Source organism: Kangiella sp. HZ709, from assembly GCF_009674675.1.
Classification (GTDB): domain Bacteria; phylum Pseudomonadota; class Gammaproteobacteria; order Enterobacterales; family Kangiellaceae; genus Kangiella.
Genome location: NZ_WKJC01000001.1, coordinates 659,985 through 684,799, shown reverse-complemented (window position 1 = coordinate 684,799; position 24,815 = coordinate 659,985). Strand labels below are relative to the sequence as shown.

General features: G+C 39.7%; 25 protein-coding genes. 17 read left to right on the top strand and 8 right to left on the bottom strand.

Features of this window, described 5'->3' with window-relative positions:
• Positions 1 to 129: 129 nt before the first annotated feature.
• Together GJS41_RS03045 and GJS41_RS03040 are read left to right on the top strand one after the other, a co-directional pair.
• Positions 130 to 1,920 carry a pentapeptide repeat-containing protein gene (locus GJS41_RS03045; RefSeq protein WP_154245854.1) on the top strand — a complete coding sequence of 597 codons (1,791 nt, stop codon included), beginning with the start codon at positions 130 to 132 and terminating at the stop codon, positions 1,918 to 1,920.
• Complete coding sequence (locus GJS41_RS03040; protein WP_154245853.1) at positions 1,920 to 2,807, top strand: PD40 domain-containing protein; 888 nt, start codon at positions 1,920 to 1,922, stop codon at positions 2,805 to 2,807. The genes GJS41_RS03045 and GJS41_RS03040 overlap by 1 nt, the downstream gene beginning before the upstream one ends.
• 62 nt (positions 2,808 to 2,869) lie before the next feature.
• Here GJS41_RS03040 and pckA read toward each other — a convergent pair whose 3' ends face one another.
• Together pckA and GJS41_RS03030 are read right to left on the bottom strand one after the other, a co-directional pair.
• A complete protein-coding gene (gene pckA / locus GJS41_RS03035; RefSeq protein ID WP_154245852.1) occupies positions 2,870 to 4,465 on the bottom strand; it encodes a phosphoenolpyruvate carboxykinase (ATP) in 1,596 nt (531 codons plus the stop codon).
• Positions 4,466 to 4,715: 250 nt separating this feature from the next.
• Positions 4,716 to 5,696: a polyprenyl synthetase family protein gene (locus GJS41_RS03030; RefSeq protein ID WP_154245851.1), complete on the bottom strand. Its 981-nt coding sequence runs from the start codon at positions 5,694 to 5,696 to the stop codon at positions 4,716 to 4,718.
• A 340-nt stretch (positions 5,697 to 6,036) separates the two neighbouring features.
• On the opposite strand from GJS41_RS03030, the gene rplU reads away from it, so the two are divergent.
• From rplU to cgtA, 3 genes are all read left to right on the top strand, one after another.
• Complete coding sequence (gene rplU, locus GJS41_RS11635) at positions 6,037 to 6,609, top strand: 50S ribosomal protein L21 (RefSeq protein WP_154245850.1); 573 nt, start codon at positions 6,037 to 6,039, stop codon at positions 6,607 to 6,609.
• 3 nt (positions 6,610 to 6,612) lie between these two features.
• The gene (rpmA, locus tag GJS41_RS03020) at positions 6,613 to 6,867 is read left to right on the top strand and encodes a 50S ribosomal protein L27 (protein ID WP_154245849.1); all 255 of its coding nucleotides are present in this window, start codon (positions 6,613 to 6,615) and stop codon (positions 6,865 to 6,867) included.
• A 191-nt stretch (positions 6,868 to 7,058) separates the two neighbouring features.
• Positions 7,059 to 8,282: an Obg family GTPase CgtA gene (gene cgtA, locus GJS41_RS03015; protein WP_154245848.1), complete on the top strand. Its 1,224-nt coding sequence runs from the start codon at positions 7,059 to 7,061 to the stop codon at positions 8,280 to 8,282.
• A gap of 78 nt (positions 8,283 to 8,360) precedes the next feature.
• Here the strand turns inward: cgtA and GJS41_RS03010 are convergent, their stop codons facing one another.
• The gene (locus GJS41_RS03010; RefSeq protein ID WP_154245847.1) at positions 8,361 to 9,707 is read right to left on the bottom strand and encodes a DUF1329 domain-containing protein; all 1,347 of its coding nucleotides are present in this window, start codon (positions 9,705 to 9,707) and stop codon (positions 8,361 to 8,363) included.
• A gap of 257 nt (positions 9,708 to 9,964) precedes the next feature.
• On the opposite strand from GJS41_RS03010, the gene GJS41_RS03005 reads away from it, so the two are divergent.
• Positions 9,965 to 11,080 (top strand): diguanylate cyclase, encoded by a 1,116-nt coding sequence (locus tag GJS41_RS03005; RefSeq protein WP_154245846.1) that lies wholly within the window; start codon positions 9,965 to 9,967, stop codon positions 11,078 to 11,080.
• 17 nt (positions 11,081 to 11,097) lie between these two features.
• Here the strand turns inward: GJS41_RS03005 and GJS41_RS03000 are convergent, their stop codons facing one another.
• Positions 11,098 to 11,460: a VOC family protein gene (locus tag GJS41_RS03000; protein ID WP_154245845.1), complete on the bottom strand. Its 363-nt coding sequence runs from the start codon at positions 11,458 to 11,460 to the stop codon at positions 11,098 to 11,100.
• Between the two features lie 67 nt (positions 11,461 to 11,527).
• On the opposite strand from GJS41_RS03000, the gene GJS41_RS02995 reads away from it, so the two are divergent.
• Positions 11,528 to 11,968 (top strand): MarR family winged helix-turn-helix transcriptional regulator, encoded by a 441-nt coding sequence (locus tag GJS41_RS02995; RefSeq protein WP_227551236.1) that lies wholly within the window; start codon positions 11,528 to 11,530, stop codon positions 11,966 to 11,968.
• On the opposite strand, the gene GJS41_RS02990 is transcribed toward GJS41_RS02995, so the two are convergent.
• Together GJS41_RS02990 and rpsT are read right to left on the bottom strand one after the other, a co-directional pair.
• Positions 11,960 to 12,517 (bottom strand): DUF2937 family protein, encoded by a 558-nt coding sequence (locus GJS41_RS02990; RefSeq protein WP_154245844.1) that lies wholly within the window; start codon positions 12,515 to 12,517, stop codon positions 11,960 to 11,962. The genes GJS41_RS02995 and GJS41_RS02990 overlap by 9 nt on opposite strands.
• 126 nt (positions 12,518 to 12,643) lie before the next feature.
• Positions 12,644 to 12,904 (bottom strand): 30S ribosomal protein S20, encoded by a 261-nt coding sequence (gene rpsT, locus GJS41_RS02985; protein WP_154245843.1) that lies wholly within the window; start codon positions 12,902 to 12,904, stop codon positions 12,644 to 12,646.
• Positions 12,905 to 13,162: 258 nt separating this feature from the next.
• On the opposite strand from rpsT, the gene murJ reads away from it, so the two are divergent.
• Positions 13,163 to 14,704, top strand: a complete 1,542-nt coding sequence (gene murJ / locus GJS41_RS02980; protein ID WP_154245842.1) for a murein biosynthesis integral membrane protein MurJ — start codon at positions 13,163 to 13,165, stop codon at positions 14,702 to 14,704.
• Here murJ and GJS41_RS02975 read toward each other — a convergent pair.
• Together GJS41_RS02975 and GJS41_RS02970 are read right to left on the bottom strand one after the other, a co-directional pair.
• On the bottom strand, positions 14,691 to 15,311 hold the full coding sequence (locus GJS41_RS02975) for a hypothetical protein (protein WP_154245841.1): 621 nt from the start codon (positions 15,309 to 15,311) through the stop codon (positions 14,691 to 14,693). The two genes, murJ and GJS41_RS02975, sit on opposite strands and share 14 nt — an antisense overlap.
• Before the next feature lie 40 nt (positions 15,312 to 15,351).
• The gene (locus tag GJS41_RS02970) at positions 15,352 to 16,164 is read right to left on the bottom strand and encodes a crotonase/enoyl-CoA hydratase family protein (RefSeq protein WP_154245840.1); all 813 of its coding nucleotides are present in this window, start codon (positions 16,162 to 16,164) and stop codon (positions 15,352 to 15,354) included.
• A gap of 164 nt (positions 16,165 to 16,328) precedes the next feature.
• Here GJS41_RS02970 and ribF point away from each other — a divergent pair, with 164 nt between their 5' ends.
• From ribF to GJS41_RS02925, 9 genes are all read left to right on the top strand, one after another.
• On the top strand, positions 16,329 to 17,291 hold the full coding sequence (gene ribF / locus GJS41_RS02965; protein WP_154245839.1) for a bifunctional riboflavin kinase/FAD synthetase: 963 nt from the start codon (positions 16,329 to 16,331) through the stop codon (positions 17,289 to 17,291).
• Positions 17,292 to 17,313: 22 nt separating this feature from the next.
• On the top strand, positions 17,314 to 20,127 hold the full coding sequence (gene ileS / locus GJS41_RS02960; RefSeq protein WP_154245838.1) for an isoleucine--tRNA ligase: 2,814 nt from the start codon (positions 17,314 to 17,316) through the stop codon (positions 20,125 to 20,127).
• Positions 20,127 to 20,663 (top strand): signal peptidase II, encoded by a 537-nt coding sequence (gene lspA, locus GJS41_RS02955; protein WP_154245837.1) that lies wholly within the window; start codon positions 20,127 to 20,129, stop codon positions 20,661 to 20,663. Before ileS ends, lspA begins: the two co-directional genes overlap by 1 nt.
• Before the next feature lie 50 nt (positions 20,664 to 20,713).
• A complete protein-coding gene (gene fkpB / locus GJS41_RS02950) occupies positions 20,714 to 21,142 on the top strand; it encodes an FKBP-type peptidyl-prolyl cis-trans isomerase (protein WP_154245836.1) in 429 nt (142 codons plus the stop codon).
• 38 nt (positions 21,143 to 21,180) lie between these two features.
• Complete coding sequence (ispH, locus tag GJS41_RS02945; protein WP_154245835.1) at positions 21,181 to 22,110, top strand: 4-hydroxy-3-methylbut-2-enyl diphosphate reductase; 930 nt, start codon at positions 21,181 to 21,183, stop codon at positions 22,108 to 22,110.
• Positions 22,111 to 22,346: 236 nt separating this feature from the next.
• On the top strand, positions 22,347 to 22,826 hold the full coding sequence (locus tag GJS41_RS02940) for a GspH/FimT family pseudopilin (RefSeq protein WP_195758322.1): 480 nt from the start codon (positions 22,347 to 22,349) through the stop codon (positions 22,824 to 22,826).
• Positions 22,823 to 23,485, top strand: a complete 663-nt coding sequence (gene pilV / locus GJS41_RS02935) for a type IV pilus modification protein PilV (protein WP_154245833.1) — start codon at positions 22,823 to 22,825, stop codon at positions 23,483 to 23,485. The genes GJS41_RS02940 and pilV overlap by 4 nt, the downstream gene beginning before the upstream one ends.
• Before the next feature lies 1 nt (position 23,486).
• Positions 23,487 to 24,254, top strand: coding sequence for a PilW family protein (locus GJS41_RS02930; RefSeq protein ID WP_154245832.1), 768 nt, complete (start codon positions 23,487 to 23,489; stop codon positions 24,252 to 24,254).
• A gap of 2 nt (positions 24,255 to 24,256) precedes the next feature.
• Entirely contained in the window at positions 24,257 to 24,802 is a 546-nt protein-coding gene (locus GJS41_RS02925) for a PilX N-terminal domain-containing pilus assembly protein (protein WP_154245831.1), read from the top strand.
• Positions 24,803 to 24,815: the final 13 nt, after the last annotated feature.

Sequence of the window (24,815 nt, the reverse complement as noted above, 5' to 3'; positions counted from 1 at the left end):
AAGTGGCCAAGAGTCATTAGATTGTTGATTCGCTGCTCAGCTATGTCAATGTTTTAATAAAGTTATTTCGTAAAATAAGCCACTTTATGCTATAAATGGCGGATAGTTAAATCAAAATACGTATGTCTTATGGAGCTTAAAGATTCCGGTTCATTCGGTGCGAATGAAGATCAAGAAAACAACTCAAACGATCAGCTAACTAGCGAAGAGCTAAGTAAGATTTTATTGACTAGTGCAGTGGATTGGAATGCCTGGCGTCAACAGCACCCTAAAGAGAAATTGCACTTAGAAGGTTTAGACCTTCGCGGCTTAGATTTATCCGATTACGATTTGTCTGAAGTTAGTTTTAAGAAAAGTAATTTATCCTATTCTGATTTGAAGAATGCTATTTTGATTGCAGCTGATCTAACACAAGCTAACCTATGCTATTGCAATTTGACCAATGCAAAACTAATTGCTGCCAATCTTTATCAAGCTAATTTAAGTCATGCCAATGTCTTACAGGCTAATTTTTTGACCGCAATGTGCCACCAGGCAGATTTTTCAAATGTTGATTTTAAAGAGCAGGACTTACGAGGGCAGAATTTAAAAAATGCCAACTTATCTGGTGCTGACTTAAGACGTCAAAATCTAGAGGGGATAGATTTGCGTGGAGCTAAGTTGATCGGCGCTAACCTCGACAATGTCAATTTAATTGACGCCAACTTAGACGGCGCTAATTTATCTGACGTTGATCTTTCTAGCTGTGAATTACATGGTACAATTTTTACTAGAAGCATTTTGAATAATTGTAATTTATCTCAACAAGATTTAACTAACTTTAATTTTTCGGGCAGTGAAATGAAGGGCGTTGATTTGCGTGAGGCTAATCTTTCAAAAGCAAAACTTGATGGGGTTGACTTGAGCTCAGCAAAGCTGTGGCAAGTGCAAACAAAAGGTTGGTCTATTCGAGGCGTTCAATGTACTCATGCTAGCTGGGATCAAAAAGGACGTGAATATACGCACTATACTCGCAATCAATTTGAAAAGTTGTTCGCTGATAAAATCAGCTTTCAGCTTTATTACCAAAGACTTTTATCTTATCAAGATTTAGCGACCTTGCCATTTTTGATTGAGCACTTAGAAGCAAGTTTCTGGGGCTGTAAATTACGTATTCGAGAAATAAGAAATGAGCCCGGCGATACGATTGTGGTTATGGTGGTAGAAGATACTGGCGGTTTGAATCCTTCAATGCTTGAATCAAGCCTACAACTTGAAGCGGATAAGTTGCAGTCCATCCAAATTAGCTTGCAATCGGAACGTCGTCTTCAATCTGAAATTCGAGAATCGATGCAAGGTATCAAAGATCGTTATTGGCCAAAACTACTAGAGCTATCAGAGCAAGACAGTGATGCAAAAATGCGCCGTATGGCTGTGCTATTTACCGACTTAAAAGGTTTTTCAAATTGGGATAATCGCGAACGAACTGAAAAGCTTGCTTTATTCCGCGGATTATTAAAACCCGTAATGAAACAATGGCAAGCAAGTTATCCAAATATGGAAGGCGACTCATTAAGAGCGACCTTTTCTACGGTTAATCATGCCTTGGGTTGTGCAGCCATGATGCAAAAAGTTCTGCATGGGGCCGGCTTTGTAGTTAGAATTGGCTTGGATATTGGAGATGTAAAAATTACTCATAATGAAATTACAGATCAGCTAGATATTGAGGGCGATGCCTTGAATTTCGCTGCCCGTTTAGAAAGCATGGCTGAGCCTGGAGCTGTATTAGTTTCAGAAAATGTTAGGCATTATGCAATTCAAAGTGATTCACCGTTCATTTTTAAAGAGCACAGAATCCCTTTAAATAAGTCGGTTGGTGACCGCCAAGCAGGCGATATTGTGGTTTGCTTTATGGCACAAAGTGCGGATGATTTAAAGTAATGACATTATTGAAAATACTGCTCGTTTTCGTATTTGCGTTTTACAACCTGTCTGTTCATTCATTACCTACAACAGATATCGGTATTTTGGATCTAGGTAAACTAATTTCCAAAGCCAACAATAAAACCGTTGATTTTAAACCTTTGACTAAAAGGGATGGGTACGACAACCAGCCAAAGTTTTCTAATGATGGAAAAGTACTTTATTTTACTCGTGGTATCACTAATGAGAGTGGCAAGTCGCAAACTGATATTATGGCTTATAGTTTCGCTCAAGAATCATTTAAAAATATCTCTAACTCACCAGACTCTAGTGAATATTCACCAACACCTTATCAAGATGGACTCCTGACCATTATTGGAGTCGCGGATGACAATGGCAAGCAATATCTTAATCAGCTATCTATAGAAGCAGGTGAACAAAAAACCTTTACTACGGCAATTGAACCGATTGGTTACCATGCTTGGTTAGACGACAAAAATGCCGCTGTATTTGTCTTAGGTGATGTCATGACATTGCAAGTACTTCCTACAAACGCAAATCGAAAACCTACAGTATTAGCAGAAAATATTGGACGTTCGTTTCATCGTATAGCTGAAAACAAAGTCAGCTATACGGTAGAAGAAGAGGGCAAGCACCGTATTTATATTTTAGATGGTAATCATGATAGTCACGACACAGGAATCGTTTTGCCTAAGGGTGTGCAAGACTATGCCTGGCTTAGCGAAAAAGAAGTCATCTTTGGAGAAGATTCGAAGCTGTATTTAATGGATGCCGGGCAAAAAGTTGAAATTATAGATCTAAAAGAATTAGGGGTTAATAGCATCAGTCGTTTGGCTATTGACGAAATAACTAATCGATTGGCCTTAGTTTATAGCCGCAAATAAAAAAGCCCAGCATTAGCTAGGCTTTTTTAATGATTCCCGCTTACGCGAGAATGACAATATTGTTAGGCCTTAGGACCCGCAGCTATCAATGCTTGAGCTGCTTCATTGTCGGCAAAGCGGTTGAAGTTATCAACAAACATACCGGCGAGCTTTTTAGCTTTTGCATCCCATTCAACTTTGTCCGCATAAGTATCTTGAGGATCTAAGATATTGGTATCAACGCCCGTTAGTTCTGTTGGAATGGCTAAGTTAAAGTAAGGTAATTGAGTAAAGTTAGATTGCTCAATTGAACCATCCATAATCGCATCAATAATACCGCGTGTATCTTGGATAGAAATACGTTTGCCTGTTCCGTTCCAACCGGTGTTTACTAAGTAAACTTCTGCGCCAGCATCAGAGATACGTTTCTCTAAAACTTCTGCATACTGAGTCGGATGTAAGCTTAAGAAAGCTTCACCGAAACATGATGAGAATGTTGGAGTTGGTTCTGTCACGCCACGTTCTGTACCGGCTAATTTTGCCGTGAACCCTGACAAGAAATAATATTGAGTTTGCTCAGGCGTTAGTTTGGCAACTGGTGGTAATACACCGAAAGCATCAGCTGTTAAGAAAACGACTTTTTTTGCATGACCAGCTTTTGAAACTGGCTTAACGATATTATCGATATGATAAATTGGATAAGAAACGCGCGTGTTTTCAGTTTTGCTATTATCGTCATAATCGATCTTACCATCGGCATCGACAGTTACGTTTTCTAATAAAGCATCGCGACGAATTGCATTGTAAATGTCTGGCTCAGCTTCTTTGCTTAGCTTGATGGTTTTTGCATAACAACCACCTTCAAAGTTGAATACACCATTATCATCCCAGCCATGCTCATCATCACCAATCAAAGCGCGCTTTGGATCAGTTGAAAGGGTGGTTTTACCCGTTCCGGATAAACCGAAAAAGATTGCTGTGTCACCATCTTTGCCAACGTTAGCAGAGCAGTGCATAGAAGCGATACCTTTAAGTGGCAACAGGTAGTTCATCATTGAGAACATACCTTTTTTCATCTCACCGCCGTACCAAGTACCACCAATTAACTGAATTTTTTCAGTTACGTTGAAGGCAACAAAATTCTCAGAGTTCAAGCCATGCTTTTCGTAATCAGGATTAGTGGTTTTTGAGCCATTCATGACCACAAAGTCAGGTTCAAACTCCACTAACTCGTCATCAGAAGGACGAATAAACATGTTTTTGACGAAGTGAGCCTGCCATGCAACTTGGGTGATAAAACGAACTTTTAAACGAGTGTCTTCATTCGCACCGCAAAAAGCGTCAACCACGAACAAGCGACTCTCAGAAAGTTGTTCTGTAACTAAAGATTTTAAATCGCTCCACACTTCAGGCGAAATGGATTTGTTATCGTTAACGCCGTTTTTAGACCACCAAACGGTATCTCGAGTTACATCATCCATTACAATGTATTTATCTTTTGGAGAGCGGCCTGTGAAAATGCCTGTATCTACGTTTACGGCGCCAGATTCAGTTATAACACCACGCTCATAACCTTGATTGTCGGCACGAGTTTCTTCTTCAAATAATAGTTCGTAAGAAGGGTTATAGATAACTTCTGTAACGTTGCTGATGCCATATTGGCTAAGGTCAAGTGACATTCTCCACTCCTGAATGTGTCGTCAAAATCATCGTACCGAAGCAACCTAGGCTTAATAAACGATTGCAAAATCAATACATATAAAATTGCGCAACATTATCTCAGAAAAAATTATTAGGCGCGAGCCTTAATAATAATTATTTGCATCGCAATGCAATAAAAACTTGGTTGGGGTTAAATCGCCGAATAAATCAATAGATTTAAGGGCTTATGGTCGGACTAGTTAAAGATTGAGTTGTTTTTATTTGTTGTTAAGAAGAGCGTCTTAAAGATAATTTAGCAATCGCGATTAATGCATCTTTATGTACGGAAGGCTCTAAAACTGATAGAGCGTTTAAAGCTTTTTCCACGGCTTTTTCTGCCGCTTGATAGGTATAAGCAATTGAGTCGGTGGATTTGATAATCTGCATTATCGCATCCATATTATCCAAACCGCCATTTTCGATGGTGCTACGAATCAATTCTGCGCCAGCTTGATCGGCATTCTCCATTGCATGGATTAATGGCAAGGTTGGTTTGCCTTCTGCTAAGTCATCACCAACGTTTTTGCCTAGCTCTTCAGTATCGGCAGCATAATCCAGTGCATCGTCAATTAACTGAAAGGCTATACCGAGTTGCATACCGTACTCTTTGAGTGCCAGTTCGATTTTTTGATCAGCACCACTTAAGATTGCAGCCAGTTGAGTAGCGGCTGCAAATAGAATGGCCGTTTTTCGCTCTATCACTTCATAGTAACTGGCTTCGGTCACATCGGGATCATTGACATTCATCAGTTGCAATACTTCGCCGGCAGCAATTTGATTGGTGGTGTCCGATAAAACATCCATAACGCGCATTTCACCCACTTCAACCATCATCTGGAAAGCACGACTGTAGAGGTAATCGCCGACTAGCACCGAGGCCTGATTGCCAAACATGGAATTTGCAGTTTCGCGTCCGCGACGTAAATCAGACTCATCAACAACGTCATCATGCAATAGGGTAGCAGTATGAATAAGTTCGATGACAGCGGCTAAAATAGACTGAGATTTTTTAGGATCTTCTTGAAACTTAAGCGCTTTAGTCGCTAATAACAGTAACATGGGGCGCAATCGTTTACCGCCAGCAGCGACAATGTACTGACCCACTTGGTTAACCAAAACCACATCCGATTGGAGGCGATCCAAGATAATTTGGTTAGTATTTTCAAATTCGCTTTTTACTAAAGCGCGGATTTGCTCAAGTGTCATCATGTCTGCAGCTGGAATTGTCGATTGTTTATCATTAAAATGCCTCGCAATCCTAGTGAGAGTGGAACATTTGGTCAAGTGCTAATTGCTCCTAAACGGCTATTTATTAAGGATTCTATTGCTGATATGACCTGCTTCAGTGATGTTTCTTCAAAAAATGAAGAAAATCCTTATTTTTATTGGTTATTTTAGTAGATAGCACTTGCCTCAGAGGGTTAATTCCCTTAAAATTCGCGCCCTCAAACGGTCTATCTTAGTTTTTTACTCAGTTAGGCTAAAAGTAGCTATACATATTAACCATTCTGTTGAGAGATACAGAAAGGTCGTTAACCGGAGAATAAATATGTACGCAGTAATCAAAAGTGGTGGTAAGCAACACCGCGTTAAAGCTGGTCAAGTAGTACGCTTAGAGAAGATCGAAGCGGAAACTGGATCAAATATCGATTTTGAAGAAGTATTGATGGTTGCTGATGGCGATAACGTGACTTTAGGTCAGCCATTAGTAGAAGGTGCTTCTGTTTCAGCTGAAGTGGTAAATCACGGTCGTGCTAAGAAAGTTAAAATCTTAAAGTTCAAGCGTCGTAAGCACCACATGAAACAAATGGGCCACCGTCAGTGGTTCACCGAAGTTAAAATTAACGACATCGTTGTTGGCGGCGCTAAGAAAAAAGCTCCAGCTAAGAAAGCAGCTCCAAAAAAAGCAGCTAAGAAAACAGACGGTGACGACTTAACTCGTATTTCAGGCGTAGGTCCTGTAATCGTAGGTAAATTAGCAGATAAAGGCATCACTAGTTTTGCGCAAATCGCAGAATGGACAGCTGAAGATATCGCTAAATTTGACGAAGCGTTAAGCTTCAAAGGTCGTATTGAGCGTGATAACTGGATCGCTCAAGCTAAAGAATTCATGGGAGAGTAAACGATGGCTCATAAGAAAGCTGGTGGTAGTACTAAAAACGGACGCGATTCCGAAAGTAAACGCCTTGGTGTTAAGCGCTACGGTGGTGAAGAAGTTTCTGCAGGCTCTATTATTGTTCGTCAACGTGGTACTCGTTTCCACGCTGGTGCTAACGTAGGTATTGGTCGTGACCATACTTTGTTTGCTAAAGCTGACGGCAAAGTTAAATTCGAAGTTAAAGGTAAAAACAACCGTAAGTTTGTTTCTATCGACGCTTAATTCGAATTAGCTTAACCTCTTTATAAGAGATGAGAAAGCCTCGGCAATTGTCGGGGCTTTTTTTTGCAGGTTATTTTAAGCTCTTATATGAGCAGAGTAATCTTCATAATATTTTTATCGAAAATCTAGATTGCGAGCCGGCTAAAGCCAATCGCAATGACTGACTATTATATATATGGCACAATGACTCTATGAAATTCGTCGATGAAGTATCCATAAAAGTCAAAGCAGGCGATGGCGGTAACGGCATTGTTAGCTTTAGACGTGAAAAATTTGTCCAGCGCGGTGGCCCTAATGGGGGTGATGGTGGTGATGGTGGTAGCATCATTGTGATGGCTGATCCTGAATTAAATACTTTAGTCGATTACCGCTTTATTCGCTTTTATGAAGCAGAGCGTGGTGAAAATGGCCAAGGTAATAATATGACGGGGGCGAAAGGTGAGCATTTATACCTTAAAGCACCTGTCGGCACCCAAATAACTGACCTAGAGACTGGCGAAATCATTGGTGATTTGACCAAGCCAGGGCAAGAAGTACTGGTTGCCAAAGGCGGTTTCCATGGTTTAGGCAATACTCGCTTTAAAAGCTCGATTAATCGAGCGCCGCGTAAAGCTACCCACGGTACTAAAGGTGAAACCCGCGAATTGCGCTTAGAAATGAAAGTCCTTGCGGATGTGGGCTTGTTAGGTCTACCAAACGCGGGTAAATCGACTTTTATACGAGCAGTATCGGCAGCTAAGCCGAAAGTGGCAGGTTATCCTTTTACTACCTTAATTCCGAATTTAGGGGTTGTGCGGGTTGATAATGAGTCAAGCTTCGTGGTGGCGGATATTCCAGGTGTGATTGAAGGTGCAGCAGAAGGTGCTGGTTTAGGCATTCGCTTTTTGCGCCATTTAGCACGAACCCGAATTTTGTTGCATATTGTTGATTTATTGCCTTATGACGAGTCGGATCCTGTGGCTAATTTTAATGGCATCATGAATGAGCTGTATAAATATTCTGATAGCAAAGATATTTCCCTAAAAGACAAACCCGTTTGGTTAGTCTTTAATAAAACCGATTTGATGCTAGAAGAAGAAGTCACAGAAAAAGTAAATGATTTCTTGCAGCGTCTCGATTGGGATGGCCCTGTTTATCAAATGTCGGCAGTGAAAAAAGAGGGCACTCAAGTGATCTGTAATGACATTATGGAATATCTTATTGAGCACCCTGAAGTACGCGAGTTTGAACGTGAAGACGTGACTCAAGAGTTTAACTGGCCTACTCAAGGTGAGTCTAAAGTTTCTGATGATGAAGCTTGGAATGATTTGTCTGATGTTGAACCTGAAGCCGGTGATGATGACTGGGATGACGAACATTTTGAAGACGGCGACAGCTTTGAAGAAGATGGTGTTGAAATCGAGTACAAGCAGTAAGTTATAAGCAAAACCAAAACAAAAAAAAGCCGCGGCAATTAGATTAGCCGCGGCTTTTTTATTGATACGAGAATTAGCTTATCTTCCTTCTCGCCTTAAAGCTGATGAAGTAAATTGCTTATATTTAAACTCTTCATCGTTAAAGCTGTACATTTCTTCTTGGTTATTCAAACCTTGAGCAACATAACGCTTTTCTTTTAAGTCGTAGATATTGGTTACGGTACTCCAAAGAACTGGTACTTCGTAGTAATTGATAACGTGTGCTTCAGCCACTCTCCATAATTCACCATCATTGTCATAATGGTCAATTAATACTGCTTGCCAGCTATCTTCGTCTAAGTAAACGGTGCGACGAGAATAGATATGGTCTTCGCCTTCTTTTAAATTGGCTTCTAAAACCCACACGCGGTGTAATTCGTAACGTGTATAGTCTTGGTTCAAGTGCCCCGGCTGAATGATGTCTTCATACTTAAGGTTCTTGCTGTGCAACTTATAAGCATTATAAGGGACATACATTTCCTTCTTGCCAACTAATTTCCAGTTATAACGGTCTGGCGAGCCACTGAACATATCGAAATTATCAACTGTAGCTAAACCATCAGCGCCTAATGCAGGAGCATCGTAAGCAACAGTAGGAGTACGAGAAGCTCTTCGACGACCTGGGTCGTATCTCCAAGCACGACGAGGATCTTTAAGTTGATTTAAGGTTTCATGCACCAATACGACTTCGCCCGCTTTTCGAGATGGAGCCGTTACACGTTGCTTATACAAGAATAAAAAATCGTTCTTTTCAGGTTGCTCTTGTACATAGAATTGCAATGTCTCTTGCGTGAACTTAAATGGTGTAAAGCTACCATTTTTTTGCGCTGCTACTTGTAAGTACTCGCCTTTAACTGATTCACCACGATAGCGAGTTAAGTGGTTCCAAATGGCTTCTAAACCACTGTTAGGCATAGGGAAGGGCACACCTACTTGTGCACTTTTTAGACCAGCGCCATCATCGCTCAAAGTAGCTTGAGTTGCATTTTTAATCGAATAGTCATAGACTTTTTGTGGATAAGAAGCAGTTCTATGACTCGGGAAAACTTGGATTTTATAGTCAGGATAGTTCTTAAACATAGCTATCTGGCCTGCAGATAGTTTATCCTTATGTTGCTCTAAGTTTTTTCTATTTATAACGAACAGAGGCTTTTCATCGGCAAAAGGGTCTTGGTGGTGATCACCAACTTTGTATTCACTTGGAGCAGTTTGAATTCCACCAGTCCAGGCAGGAATAGTACCGGTTTCATTACCAGCACGCTCCGCGCCGATAGGAGTTAACTCACCCTTTAACTTAGCTGCAGCGGCTTCATCAACTTTTGCGAACCCAGCTTGACTAAGTAAGGTTAGCGCTACTAAGCTAATTATAGATGTTATGTTTTTCATGATTTACTCTCGTACAATTGGAAACGGGCGTAATTTTATACACATAAATAGAGATGTCTACACTGGTACGATGAGTGTTGAGAAATTTTACAATTCGGATTAGCGTGTTAACTTATATGTATAAATTAATCTAATGATTTATTTTATTCTAATTTAATAAAATCAATGGCTTGCATAGCTTTTAGGATAAAAGGTATTATGTTTCGCAATTAAATAGAACTGTTTGCGAATTGAGGAAAAGGACATAAGGAGAGGTTTTGAACGTTAGAAATCGCTTTTCAGATACTTTGTTGTTAGAGGCAAACTATTCTGGCGAACGTTTGATTGCACTTATTCGAGTTACTATTCATTCTTTAATAGGACTCATTCCATTTATTCTGTACTTTGTTTTTGAAGATAATCGGGCTGAAGTCATTATTTCTTTAGGCATAGCTTTATCTGCATGCATTATCGCGATATTTAGTTACTGGCTAATTAGGAAGCAAATTCATGTAAATGCCGTTGGTTGGGTTCTAACTGCTCTGGATATTTCGGTCGTTTCTCTGGTTCTTTTTCTTGTTGCGATATATAGCAACCCGCTAATAGCAACAAATAGCTTAGTTATTTGGCAAATATATGGGGTTTTAATTTTTTCCACAACATTAAGGCTCAATCCGCAAATTACTCTATTTGCTGGTGTGCTGGCTATAGCGCAGTACTTCTTATTAATACTATTCTTCGACTATCGTTTTGATTTATCCAGTCTTATTCAAGAGTCTGCAGAATATGGTGCATTTAGTTGGTATATTCAAGTAGCTAGAATTATCATTTTGATTTTATTTACCCTTGTTGCATATAGCTTTGTATCAAGAGCTCGTAAATTAGTCATATATTCTGGAACTGATAGCTTAACAGGCTTAAAAAATAGAGCTTATTTTGAGCATGTTTTCCCCGCTGAAGTTGCTAAAAGTTGTAAATCAAAACGTCCGTTATCGTTTGTTTTCATGGATTTTGATCATTTTAAGAATGTTAATGATAAATTTGGCCATGCGATTGGAGACTTGGCGTTGCAAGCAGTTGCAGACGTTTTGTTAAAGCGTGCAGAAAGATCATCTCAAGTGGCTCGTTGGGGAGGGGAGGAGTTTGTGATTTTTTATCCAAATCATACTAAAGAAGAAGTATTGAATATTATGGTTCAGATCAGAAAAGAGTTATCACAAGGAGTCGAAGTACGGCCAAACTTAATTTTATATCTGAAGTTAAGCGCGGGTATTGTAGAATGTCCTACTGAGTCTGACGATCCAATATCCATTATAACTTTGGCCGATGATCGGATGTTGCAAGCTAAAAACAATGGCCGCGATCAAGTGGTATGGCAAGAAAAAACGCTATAATGAGTTTAACCCCCCCCCTAAATTCTTTTATCTTGCACTAAATGCAATGTGTTTCCTTCTGAGTCCTTGAAGGCACATAACCAGCTTTCAGAGTCATCAGCTTTATGGATTATCATAGGTTCTTTTATAATAGAAACCTGTTTATCTATAAGTTGTAGATAAGCTTTATCGATATTTGAAGTTTGATAATAAATAAATGCTTTTGATTCATATTCAGGATTTTTTCCTAAATAAAGTCGTGTACCCGCACAATCAAAGAAAGCCATATTTTGTTCGGGAAAGGACATCATTAACGGCATGCCTAAAGTATTTTGATAGAAATCAATTGCCCGGTTAATGTCTTCTACTTGTACATGTATTTGCTGAATCCCAGTAATCATTGCTTTTCTGTCCTGTTAAGATAAGATATATTTAACCTCTGTTAAATAATTCCTCAAAACTTAACCAATGTCAAACTTAAATCTGCCAGAAGGGATGTCTGATACGCTAGAAAATCAGCTGGCCAATCAACTACACAGCCTCAGTATTCATATATTGCGTGATGCTCGCAAAAATGATCTAACTTCAGGATTAACGCCTGAGCGATTGTCGATTCTTTCTATTCTAGTTTATACCGGCTCGAAAACGGTGAATGAACTCGCATCAATGGAGCAGGTTAGTGCACCAGCTATTACTCGTACCGTGAAAAGTCTAGAAAAAGAAGGTTATGTGATTAAAGCTAAGTCGCGCGCGGATCAGAGAGTGGTTTTTGTTTCTGCGACTCGTAAAAGTATTGTTTTGATGGAGCAAACTAGAACTAAAAGGATTGAAAGAATCGTGAACAAGGTTAGCCAATTGAATGCAGAGCAGCAAACCGAGTTGCAAACCTTATTAGAGCTATTAAACTAATGAACTTCGGCTATTTCTTCTTTTTAGTAACCCCAAAAGACTCATCAGTATTTCAACAATGCTCATAATTATCAGAGCAAAAATTAAACCAAACAGTAATGCTTCTTTATTCAATAAAACCTGGAAATCATAGCTATCCCAAGCCTGCTGACGAATATCTGCAATAGGGTTGAGCAGAGTGTGTTGATAACTAGCAAAAGTAGAGGCTTTAAAACTGGCATGAGCTTCTTGTAATAGTTTATGACGCATTAATACTTGGCTAATTGATTCACCACCCTCGATTAACACTTGATCGCCATTATTATTGTAATGATTGATGAGTTTATCTATATTGCCATTAAAGTGCTTATCGGCTGTATTTTGGAAAGGAGTGATGGAGAGTTTAGATTCAGCTAGACGAGCATCTAAATTTTTACCGTAATCGGAAACGAAACCAGGTGCTTGAATGCCTATTAAAACTAAAACTGAAAAAGTGATTAATTTGAAGTAGTTAAGGAGTTTTTTCACAATAATTTTTGCAGTATAAGCGGGCTCTAAATTTAGAGTCACCTTATCACTGATAAATAATAAAACCTAGCGAGCAAATTCAACTTAACGCAAAAAGCCGCAACTGGAACCCAGTGCGGCTTTTTATATTCTTTTTGCTTCTAATCTGTTTTAGATAGAAAAACTAGATTATAGCGCTTGAATACGCGCGTTTAAACGGCTCTTATGACGTGCAGCTTTATTCTTGTGAATTAAGCCTTTGTTTGCAGCTACGTCAATCATTGGTACAGCACGCTCATATGCAGATTGAGCAGCTTTCTTATCACCAGCTTCAATGGCATAAACTACTTTCTTTAAGTAGCTACGTAACATAGAACGACGGCTAGCGTTGTGTTGACGACGGTTTTCAGCTTGCTTTGCACGCTTTTTGGCAGATTTGATGTTAGCCAAGGTGTTTCTCCTAAAAGGGTTTCACGAAAAAATACATAAATTCAAGGTCGCGAAATATACCGGTTATTCCTTTTATTTTCAAGAAAAATCGCTCCGATTTAGCAGTTTTCTGGCGGATTTAAAGAAAATTATGGCAATTGTCTGGCAATTGATTGGATTGGCTGGTGAGGCGCTCCATTTTGCCTTAAACTTGCCTTCAATAAATATAAATATTAAGCCGTCATAATCAGAGCTTACTAAGCCCAAAGAGAAGCCAGAATGGCAAATTTACTCAAATCAAGCACTATCGTTAGCTTTTGGACCATGATGTCTCGATTCTTGGGTTTGGCAAGAGATATTGTTTTAGCCAATTTGCTTGGTGCAGAAGGGCGTGCCGATATATTCTTGTTGGCCCAAAAAATTCCGAACTTCTTGCGTCGTTTATTTGGTGAGGGCGCTTTCGCCACCGCCTTTGTGCCAGTTTTTTCTGAATATCATGAAAAGCGCACTAAAGAAGAAACGGTTTTATTACTCAGTAAAGTGTCAGGAACTCTAGGTGGTTTCTTATTTTTAATTACCATGGTTGGGGTTATAGTCCCTCAATTGTTAATGGGAATTTTTGGTTATGGTTTTTATCATACTGATCCAGAAAAATTCTTTCGCGCGTCGGAACTATTAAGAATTACCTTTCCTTATATCTTCTTTATTTCGCTGGTGGCCATGTACAGCGCTGTGATGAATACCTTGAATAAATTTGCGCTGCCAGCTTTTGCGCCAGTGCTACTGAATTTATCCATTATTGGTATGGCGTTATTTGTTGCTCCGCATATGGAACACGCCAATGTTGCTTTAGCTTGGGGTATTTTTATTGCCGGCATATTGCAGCTGTTATTGTTTTTTCCTTTCTTATGGAAAGCTGGTTATTTGCCAAAGCCTCGCTGGGCTTGGAAAGATTCCTCTGTCCAGAGAATTTTCAAATTAATGCTACCCGTTATTTTTGGCGCATCGGTCAGCCAAATTAATTTACTGATTGACTCGCAAATTGCTTCCTTCTTAGAAGAGGGCAGTATTTCTTGGTTGTATTATTCGGATCGTATGTTGGAATTTCCTTTAGGCATTTTCGGCATCGCGATTGCGACGGTATTGCTGCCAACCTTGTCTAAGTATTTTGCAAAGAATGATATGCAACATTTTTCTGGCACCTTAGATTGGGGGTTGCGCATGGTATTAATGATTGGGATCCCTGCGGCTATGGGCTTATTGTGGCTTGCAGAACCGATTATGATCAGCGTATTTCAACATGGTGCTTTTGACGCACATGACTCATTCAAAGCTGGCCAAAGTTTACAAGCCTATTCGCTAGGTTTAATTGCTTTTATGATGGTTAAAGTCTTCTTGACAGGCTTTTATTCTCGCCAAGATCCTAAAACGCCAGTGAAGATAGGTATCATTGCCGTGGTCAGTAACATTGTTTTAAACCTGGCTTTATTTAAACCTTTTGGTCATGTAGGTTTAGCCATTGCTACCAGTATTTCAGCCTTTATTAATGCCATATTATTGTACCGTTATTTACATAAGCATGATCAGTTAAAAATTTCGAAATCAACTGCGCTTTGGATTTTAAAATTAGTTATTGCTAGTGGACTCTTACTAGTCGGATTATGGTATTTCGACTTTAGTATCGAACAATGGCAAGCTTGGAGTCGGATAGAAGCTATTGGTATGATTATAGCAACTATTAGTGCAACTATTGTTTCCTATTGTGTACTCTTGAGCCTAATGGGGATTCGTCCTAAACATTTTAAACTCAGTCATTACTAGTTTGCACATTTAATATGGCCTTATACCTAGGTTTTTGGTGTCTTTCTAAGTCATAGGTGAGTTGCATCTTTTCTGGGTCTAAACTAATGGTCCAAACATTGCTACTGGCTGCTGGAATTAGTTTGGCGGTATATTTATCGGCTAAAAAGTGTTGCTTGAAAGGAGCTCCCTTAGAGCCTTTGTAGCTTCCTGCGTAACCACCGTACATAGTGATTTCGTCTGGAGTACCATCTTTGTGTCGATGATCATGCTTCAATAATAAGCCTTGTTCGGTTTTTGTAACAATCCAGGTTCTAGACTTATCTTCGCCTACTTGAAAAGGAATACGTATTTCTTTGTCTGTGCATGACTGCAAGTGAGCAACTAAGGTCTTTCCTGCAAAATCATGATTCGGATCATCCGGGAATACCGTTTTACCAACAAAGGTTTTGCCACACTGCAGGATAAGGCTCTGAAAATAGGCGTCTTGCATCGCAGTATCAGCTTTTGTTCTAGTTTCTTCTCGTGCTGTTTTTAAATCCTTAGGGTTATGTTTTTTAGATTTCATTTGAGTTTCGCAGGCGGCTAGAAGGCCAACTGAGATGACGGCTAATAGTATTTTTTTCATATTGTTTGCTCTGGTAGTTCGTTACGGTTGTGCGTCCAAATTATTTATATTCGATGTTTTTACCGGACTGACGCTTAACGGCAATAGTTTGGTTTTTGCCCAATAGGATTCGCCACTGAGACAAGGTTTCACTGGCCAGAATATAACGGTCAAAATCTTGCCAGCGTTTATGAAATAGTTTCTTAATCGCCTTGATGGCATCAGGAGATTGTTGTTTGATTTGTTCTGCTAATTGTTTAGCCGCTGCAACTGGTTGTTCGGATATTTCAGTGATTAAATTGAGTTCTAGCGCCTGTTGCGAGCTTATTTCTTCAGCGGTCATGCTTAGCTTCATGGCTTGATCTTTGCTCATGCAGTCTCGTAGCGCTAGATTTCCAGCCATATCCGGTATTAATCCCCATTTGGTTTCCATAATGGATAAGGAAGAGGAGGGACTGGCAATTCTAAAATCTGCCCCTAATGCTATTTGCATACCACCACCCCAGCAACGCCCATGGATCGCGACTATTACCGGAACTTTAAGCCGGCGCCAACCCACAGAAACTTTTTGCGCTAAGTTGGCATTACCTGGTAGCCATTTCCATAGCAATTTAATCGCGTTCCATTTATTGCTCATGACCGCTTTAATATCCAAGCCTGAGCAAAAGTCTTCGCCATTACCGGCTACTATGACTGCTCGAATAGACTGGTCTTTGGCTATTAGTTTTTGGCAATCTCGGATCGCCTCGAACATAGCTAGATCCAAGGCATTTCTTTTATTGGCTCGATTTAACTGCACCCAAGCAATTTGCTGCTCTATCTTGAGCAGCACTCTGGCCGATTTTTCAGTTTGCGGATTAGCTTTTGCTGTCATGTTTAAGTCTTTAATTTATATAGGAAAATAAAAAGCTTTAGGCAAGATAATGGCATAATGAAGATAAGTTTGCCATCTTAAGCTGATTCTTATGATTAAAAGGTTAATTCTTGCGTCATTTATGGCTATAATTGCCCGCTTTGACCTTGCTTTAAATCTATTGAATGCGCCTATTACGCGGACTTTATAATTGCCCCGAACAACTCTTTACTAAGGGTTGTGTGGGAACTATTGGCAATTTTGATGGAGTGCATTTAGGGCATCAAGCCATTATTAAGCGTTTAACGGCTAAAGCTAATGATTTGAACTTGCCAAGTGTGGTGGTGCTCTTTGAGCCTCATGCACAAGAATTTTTTTGTCCAACTGAAGCGCCAGCAAGGTTATTTAAATTAACCGATAAAATTGAAGCTTTAAAAGAGTTGGGCGTCGATTTTGTTTTATGTTTGCGCTTTGCCGAGGAGTTGGCCAACCTTTCTGCGGAAGACTTTGTACGCAGAGTATTAGTCGAAAGACTAAAGGTTAAGCATTTATTTATTGGTGATGACTTTAGATTTGGACATCAACGAAAAGGCGATTTTGAACTATTAAAAAGCTATAACTTTGTGGTTGAAGCGAATCAGTCGGTGACTTTTCCCCTTAATGGTGAATTGACAGGGAAAGTTCGTATCAGTAGTAGCAAAGTACGACAAGAAATTGCCCGCGGCAATTTTGATATTGCCGAGGCATTACTTGGTCGAAGCTATCAAATAGCCGGTAAAGTTGCCCATGGTCAAAAGCAGGGCAGAAAGCTAGGCTTTGCTACTGCCAATATAAATTTAAAAAGGCTGCAAAGCCCACTAAAAGGTGTTTATGCAGTTCGAGTTACCATTGTTGACGCTAATACTAACAGTAATGAAAGTTTGAAAGGCGTTGCCAATGTTGGTGTTAAACCAACCTTGGGTGATTATCGAGAAAGGTTAGAGATACACCTGTTGGACTTTGCCGAGTCGATTTATGGTAAAAAATTAACAGTTCAACCGCTAAAGAAGATTCGGGATGAACAAAAGTTTGCAACCTTAGATTTGCTTAAAGAGCAGATCGAAAAAGATATTCAAACAGCTAAACATTATTTTAAAAATCAATACTGAAAAGTAAATACTGAGAATACTAATGAGTGATTATAAAGACACTTTGAATTTACCGAAAACGCAATTTGAAATGCGAGGTAATTTACCGCAACGCGAACCAAAAATGCTTGCGCAATGGGCAAAAAACGATTTGTATCAACAAATTCGTAAAGCGCGTGCAGGGCGCGAGCAATTTGTTTTGCATGACGGCCCTCCATATGCCAATGGTAATATTCATATTGGCCACTCAGTAAATAAAATTCTTAAAGACATGGTGGTAAAAAGCAAAACTCTAAGCGGTTTTGATTCACCTTATGTTCCGGGTTGGGATTGTCATGGCTTACCGATTGAAAACAATGTTGAAAAGAAAGTAGGCAAAGCAGGCGTTAAAGTTTCTCATGCCGAATTTCGCGAGAAATGTCGTCAATATGCGCAAAAACAAGTGGATGCGCAGCGAGAAGACTTTATTCGTTTGGGCGTTTTAGGTGAGTGGGATAATCCTTACCTGACTATGGATTTCGGCTTTGAAGCAAACATTGTTCGTGCCTTATCTCGTTTAGTTAAAAATAATCACCTGAAAAAAGATGCTAAGCCAGTGTATTGGAGTGTGGTTGGCGGTTCATCATTAGCAGAAGCTGAGGTTGAATATCAAGACAAAACATCCTTCTCCATTTATGTGCGTTATCCTCTAGCGGATAAAGAACACTTCTTAACTGCGTTCGGTAATCCGGAATTAACGGGTGAAGCTTCGGTCGTTATCTGGACGACAACTCCTTGGACTTTACCATCAAGCCAGGCGGTAACGGTGCATAAAGAGTTAGAGTACCAGTTAGTTAAAGCCGGCGATGAGTGTTTCGTTTTAGCAGAAGCTTTAGTTGCAAGTGTTATGCAAGAAGCTGGCATTGAAGAGTATCAAGTAGTTGGCTCTTGCCAAGGTTCTGCGCTGGAAAATTTGCAAGTGCAACATCCTTTTTACGATAAGACTTTGCCAGTGATTTGTGGTGAGCATGTCACCACAGATGCCGGTACTGGTTTGGTACACACAGCTCCCGATCATGGTCCTGACGATTTTGTTGTAGGTAAAAAATATGGTTTAGGTGTTTTAAATTACGTGATGGCCAATGGTGTTTTTAATGACGAAACTCCAATTTTTGAAGGTCAGCATGTTTATAAAGTCGACCAGCCTGTTATTGATTTGTTAATCGAAAAAGAGCGCTTGTTGCATCAGGATAAATTCCACCATTCTTATCCTCATTGCTGGCGCACTAAAACCCCACTGATATTTCGTGCTACACCGCAGTGGTTTATCTCAATGGAGCAAAATGCTTTGCAATCTACTGCCATGCAAGAAATTAAAAAGGTTAAGTGGGTACCTGAGTGGGGTGAAGCACGTATCGAATCTATGATGGAGTCGCGTCCGGATTGGTGTATTTCTCGTCAAAGAACTTGGGGCGTTCCGCTGTGTTTATTTACTGATAAACAAACAGGCTTGCCGCATCCTGATTCAGCTGGGCTGATGGAAAAGGTGGCAGAAAAAATTGAAGAAAGTGGTATTCAAGCTTGGTACGATTTAGATGCTGCTGAATTAGTTGATGCTGATAAATACGAAAAAATTGATGATACCTTAGATGTTTGGTTTGACTCAGGGGTCACTCATTATTGTGTGTTAGCGGCGCGTGATTATTTAAATCGTCCTGCTGATTTATATTTAGAAGGTTCTGATCAACACCGTGGTTGGTTCCAGTCGTCGCTGCTTACTTCTGTTGGAATTTATGAAGAGGCACCTTATAAGCATTGTTTAACGCACGGCTTTGTGGTCGATAAAGACGGCAAAAAAATGTCAAAGTCTCTAGGTAATGTTATAGCACCTAAAGATGTGATTAATAAATTCGGCGCGGACGTTTTACGCCTGTGGGTTTCTTCTGCGGATTACCGTGGAGAAATGGCAGTTTCAGACGAAATCATTAAAAGAACCGGCGATAGCTACCGTCGTATCCGAAACACTTCGCGATTCTTATTATCCAATTTAGAGGGTTTTAACCCTAAAACTGATTTAGTTGCCAAAGAAGACATGGTTGCTTTGGATCGTTGGGCTGTTGATAAGGCGCTTAAAGCGCAACAAGACATTGTGGAAGCGTATGACAATTATAACTTCTGGATTGTAGCGCAAAAAATCCAACATTTCTGTTCGATTGATATGGGGTCTTTCTATTTAGATATCATTAAAGATCGCCAATATACTGCTAAAAATGGTTCATTAGCACAGCGCTCTTGTCAAACCGCTATGTATCATATCGTAGAAGCTCTAGTGCGTTGGATGGCGCCCATTTTAAGTTTTACTGCTAATGAAATTTGGCCGCATATTCCTGCAGCTAATGATGGTGAACGCGAAGCGAATGTATTCGTGGCTGAATGGTATCAAGGTTTGTTTGCTGCTGAAAAACTAGCCCTTTCGCAGCAAGACTGGGTAACTATTGCTGCGGTTAAAACTGAAGTGAATAAAGCTTTAGAGGCTAAAAGGAAAGATGGTGTTATTGGCGGTTCATTAGAAGCAGAAGTTACGCTGTGTGTTAACGATGAGTTGTTTAAAGTGCTTTCTAAACTTGAAGATGAAATTCGATTTGTAACCATCACTTCTCAAGCAAAATTGCAGCAGTCGAGAGAAGGCGAAGTTACTGATTTAGAAGGGCTAAGCTTAGTTATTGAAAAGTCGGATAATGAAAAGTGCGAGCGTTGTTGGCACTATCGTGAGGAAGTGTCGCGTGAAGATGTTGGATCTCATACCGAACATCCAACTATTTGTAATCGCTGCGTTGAAAATGTAGTAGGCGATGGCGAAGTAAGGAAGTTCGCTTAATGAGCTTTATAGATAGTATTAAAAGCAAAATAAAGTTACTACCGATTAAAGAGTCAGGTTTTGTTTGGCTCTGGTTAACGGTGATTGCTTTTGTAGCTGATTATTGGACAAAGCAATGGGCAGATAAAGAGTTGGCGCCTGCTTTTTATGGGCCAGTTATCGAAGTCATGCCTTATTTTAATTTTAAACTGGCTTACAATGAAGGTGCAGCGTTCAGCTCATTTGAAGGCTGGACTTTTATGCTAATTGTTTTGCCTATTATTATTGTTATCGCCTTAATTTTTTGGATGTGGCAAACACCAAAACAAAATAAGCTTGTTAACATAGGTTTGTCATTAATTTTAGGCGGCGCCTTCGGTAACATTTATGATCGAATCTTTAATGACGGTAAGGTCATTGATTTTATCGATTGGTATATTATTTGGGATGGTGTAGAAAAGCATTGGCCAACGTTTAATATTGCCGATAGCGTTATTTTGTTTGGCGTTGGTCTCTTGATAATAGATTCAATTAAGAACCCTGAAACTAAAAATTAAAAAGCGACTCATCAATGGTTAAGAAATTAATAGTAAAAGAAGATCGATAAATGCAGATTAAAACTGACTCAAAGGCATTAGTTCATTTTAATGTATTATTAAAAGATGGTTCAGCAGCAGACTCTACTCGAGTTGACGGCAAACCTGTATGGTTTGTTTTGGGTGATGGTAGTCTAACCAATTCATTAGAGTTGCATTTGATTGGCATGCAGCAGGGTGAAACTAAAAAGTTTGAATTAGCAGGCAGCGATATTTTTGGTCCAGAAAATCCAGATAATATACACTTTATGGATATTGATCAGTTTCCAGCAGATCTAAAGCTAGAAGAGGGCGCCATTGTCGCATTTGAACAAATGGGCGGAGGCTCCATTCCTGGTATGATATGCGGAACTCAAGGTCACTCAGTAAAAGTTGATTTTAATCATCCTTTAGCGGGCCAAGAGATCATTTTGGAAGTAGAGATTTTAGAAGTTAAATAATCATTTAGAACTTATTTGAAAAGTTAGAGATAACATCAATGGAAATTATTTTAGCCAACCCACGTGGCTTTTGTGCTGGCGTTGACCGAGCAATAGAAATCGTTAATCGTGCTATAGAGATCTTTGGTGCGCCTATTTATGTAAAGCATGAAGTGGTGCATAACAAATTTGTGGTCGATGGCTTGCGCGATAAAGGTGCCGTTTTTATCGAAGATTTAAACGATGTACCGCGCGACTCAACCCTGATATTTAGTGCACATGGCGTTTCACAGCAGGTTCGCAAAGATGCTAAAGAAAGAAATTTAAAAGTTTTTGATGCTACTTGTCCATTAGTGACTAAAGTGCATATGGAAGTTGCACGTCATAGCCGTCGCGGTGAAGAGTGTGTCTTGATTGGGCACAAAGGGCACCCAGAAGTAGAAGGAACTATGGGCCAGTATGATAATACTGACGCGGGCATTTATCTGATTGAAGATATTGCAGATGTTCATCAATTGCGTGTGAATAATGAAAGCGAGCTTTATTATGTTTCGCAGACCACCTTGTCAGTGGATGACACCCAAAGAATCGTTGAAGCATTAAGGCTAAGGTTTCCAAGTATTAAAGGCCCCAAAAAGGATGATATATGTTATGCCACTCAAAACCGTCAAGATGCGGTAAAGCAACTGGCTAAAGAGTGTGAGCTAATTTTAGTAGTTGGTGCCAAAAATTCATCGAATTCCTCAAGATTACAAGAGTTAGCTGTCCATAAAGGCCGTAAATCTTACTTGATCAACAATGCAACAGAGATACAAAAAGAGTGGCTAGAAGGTATCTCTACGATTGGAGTGACTGCAGGAGCCTCTGCGCCAGAAGTTCTAGTAAAAGAAGTGATAGAGTTTCTTGAAAAAAATGGTGGAAAAACTACTCAGGAGTCCAATGGCGTTGAAGAAAACATCGTTTTTGTCTTACCCGCAGAATTACGCTAGAAACAACGGTCATTAAGTCAGGTAATGCATTGAGTTTATTGTGTATTCATGGTTTCAACATACTTTTTTGCCGTTTATCATCTAATTAATACCTTTCATCCAAATTTCACTGTTATTTACAATCACTTACGGTATAAACATCCTAGCAAAATAAAGATGTTTTAGCTTTGCAGTGGCTTAAGCATTGGTGATAAAACTTAGCTAAAACCAAAAATTTTAGGATGGATGTTAAGCAAATGAGTTTAAATTCAAAAAGTAAAGCTTTTACCTTGCCAGAACTAATGATAGTAACGGCTATAATTGCTGTAGTTGCTGCTTTTGCAGTGCCCGGCTTATCTCAATTTGTGGATTCAAATCGATTAACGGCTTCTGCCAATGATTTGTATTCTAGTCTTTCAATTGCCCGCTCTGAGGCTATAAAGCGTAATACCAGTGTTACACTCGCTAATTCAGGCTCTGGCTGGTCTGGGGGCTGGGAAGTTTATGAAACAGCAACACCTGCTATCAAAATTTATCAGCAAAATGAAGTGGGAAAAAGCATCAGCGTTGATTCTTCATCTGCCACGGGGACTGTTGTTTTTAACTCAGCAGGGCAAAGCCGTACTAATCATTGGGGTACTAATGGCGTTACTTTTTGTCGGACTAATAAGAAAGGCAAGAAAGTTGATGTTGCCCCATCGGGTTCAATTAGAATTACTGAGGCAACTTGCTCATGATGAATTATAAAGTTCAGGGTTTAACTCTGCTGGAAGTCCTTATTACCATTTTGATTTTGTCTATCGGGATGTTGGGAATTGCGGCTATTCAGATTAAAACTTTAACCACGACCCAAGAAAGTTATTCACGCTCGCAAGCTGTGGCCATTATTGAGGATGCGACCAGTAAGATTCGAGCAAATCGAGAGTATTTTGCTACTGAACCTGAGTCTGTTTCAGGTACTGACGCTGACGGTAATACAGTCGAATTAGCTAATCCTTATACTAATAACGGTACGTCAGGTTCTTACTATCAATGGTGTCAGGCTGGAGCCACGCCTTATACAGCATCAAATCAATGCTCCGGCTCTTGTACAGCTCGTGAACTAGCATTGTCCGATATTGATCAAGTCTGTTTAGCTTTAGATAACTCTGGTATGAAAAGCGCGACAATTGGTGCTACTTGTTTTGATCGAGATGCGGGTGCAGACGACTCAGATAATTGTAGCCCGGGCTCGAAAATGGCGGTTTACGTCGCTTGGGAACAAGATTTAAGAAAAGGTGAAGTGGAAATTGAGAATACTCGCTGCCAAACCCAGCTAGGAGCTAATGCTGCTCAAGTGGCGGCGACAGGTGTGGATAAAGGGTTTTCTTGTGTAATTGTGGAGTTGGTGCCTTAATATGAAAATAACGGATGCAAAATCATTACCTAATATAAAAAGCCAACAAGGTTTTACTTTAGTTGAGTTGATGGTCGGTGGCCTTCTAGGATTGTTGTTAATCGCAGCAGCAGCTACAGTGTATCTTTCCAGCACTCAAACCAACAGAACCAGTCAAGGATTGTTAAATGCTAAATCAGATGTACAGTTGGCGCTTGGTTTATTAAAAGACGATATAGCCAAAGCTGGTTGGGCAAATAACAATTCATCAGCGTATACATTGTCTAGTCCTTTCCCTGCTACCATTACTACCTTAGATGGTGGCGCCGGATCTGACTCTATTAGCTTACAATATGAGTCATGCGACAACTCTGATCTTGATAATGGTTGCTCCACAACTGGAGTTGACTCTGCTGACTGTAATGGTACTGCTGTTGCAGGAGGTTCTATTATTACTAACACCTACAGTGTGAATGGTAGCAAAGAGTTAGTTTGCAACAACCAGCCTATTATTTCTAACGTGGAAAACTTTCAAGTACTGTATGGCCAAGTGACATCCAGTGGAATTGAATATGTTACAGCGTCAAATATTACCGATAGATCAAGAGTTCACAGCGTCAGATTTGGCATGATTGTTAGTTCAGATATCAATACTTCTAGCAATGATACATCTAGAACGATAGAGCTTTTAGATAAGACAGTTACTTCTAATGATAAAAGGGTCAGGTTGAAATATGAGTCAACAGTAGTTGTCTTAAATAAACCATTTACTTCGAATTTCGGAATTTAATTATGATATTGTCAACAAAAAAATCCGGCTTTTCTTTATTAACGAGTTTGCTTTTATTGGCAGCATTGACGGTAGTTGGGCTTGCGATTATGCGCTCAGGAATCTTATCTGAAAAGCAGTCAGCAAATGTTCAAGAGAAAAGTGTAACTTTTCATAGCGCACAGTCTGCCAATAATGCCACTATTGAAAGTTATCGTTACGACCAAACCATTTTGGCTCAAGCCGTAACGCTTAGTCCTAATGCGACTTTAGATACGTGTTTAGACGAGAAAGGTAAAGTCACAATGAATTGTACAACGCCTACCTCAATCGATAAGTCAGGTGGCATTTTACTTGCGCAAACCAAAACCGAATACAAAGAGTGTTTGAAAGCCCAGAAGTGTACTGGTAATTCATCGGGTTTGTTTTCGGATAATACTATCGGCTGTAATGTCTTTGAACATGATGGTGAAGGTTGGTTAGATAAAGATGGCGATGCAGCCCTTGATGCCGATGAAACAGCCAGCCAAATTGATCAATGGTCACTATTGATTTCAGCTTGTTCTTAATAGAAACAGGAGA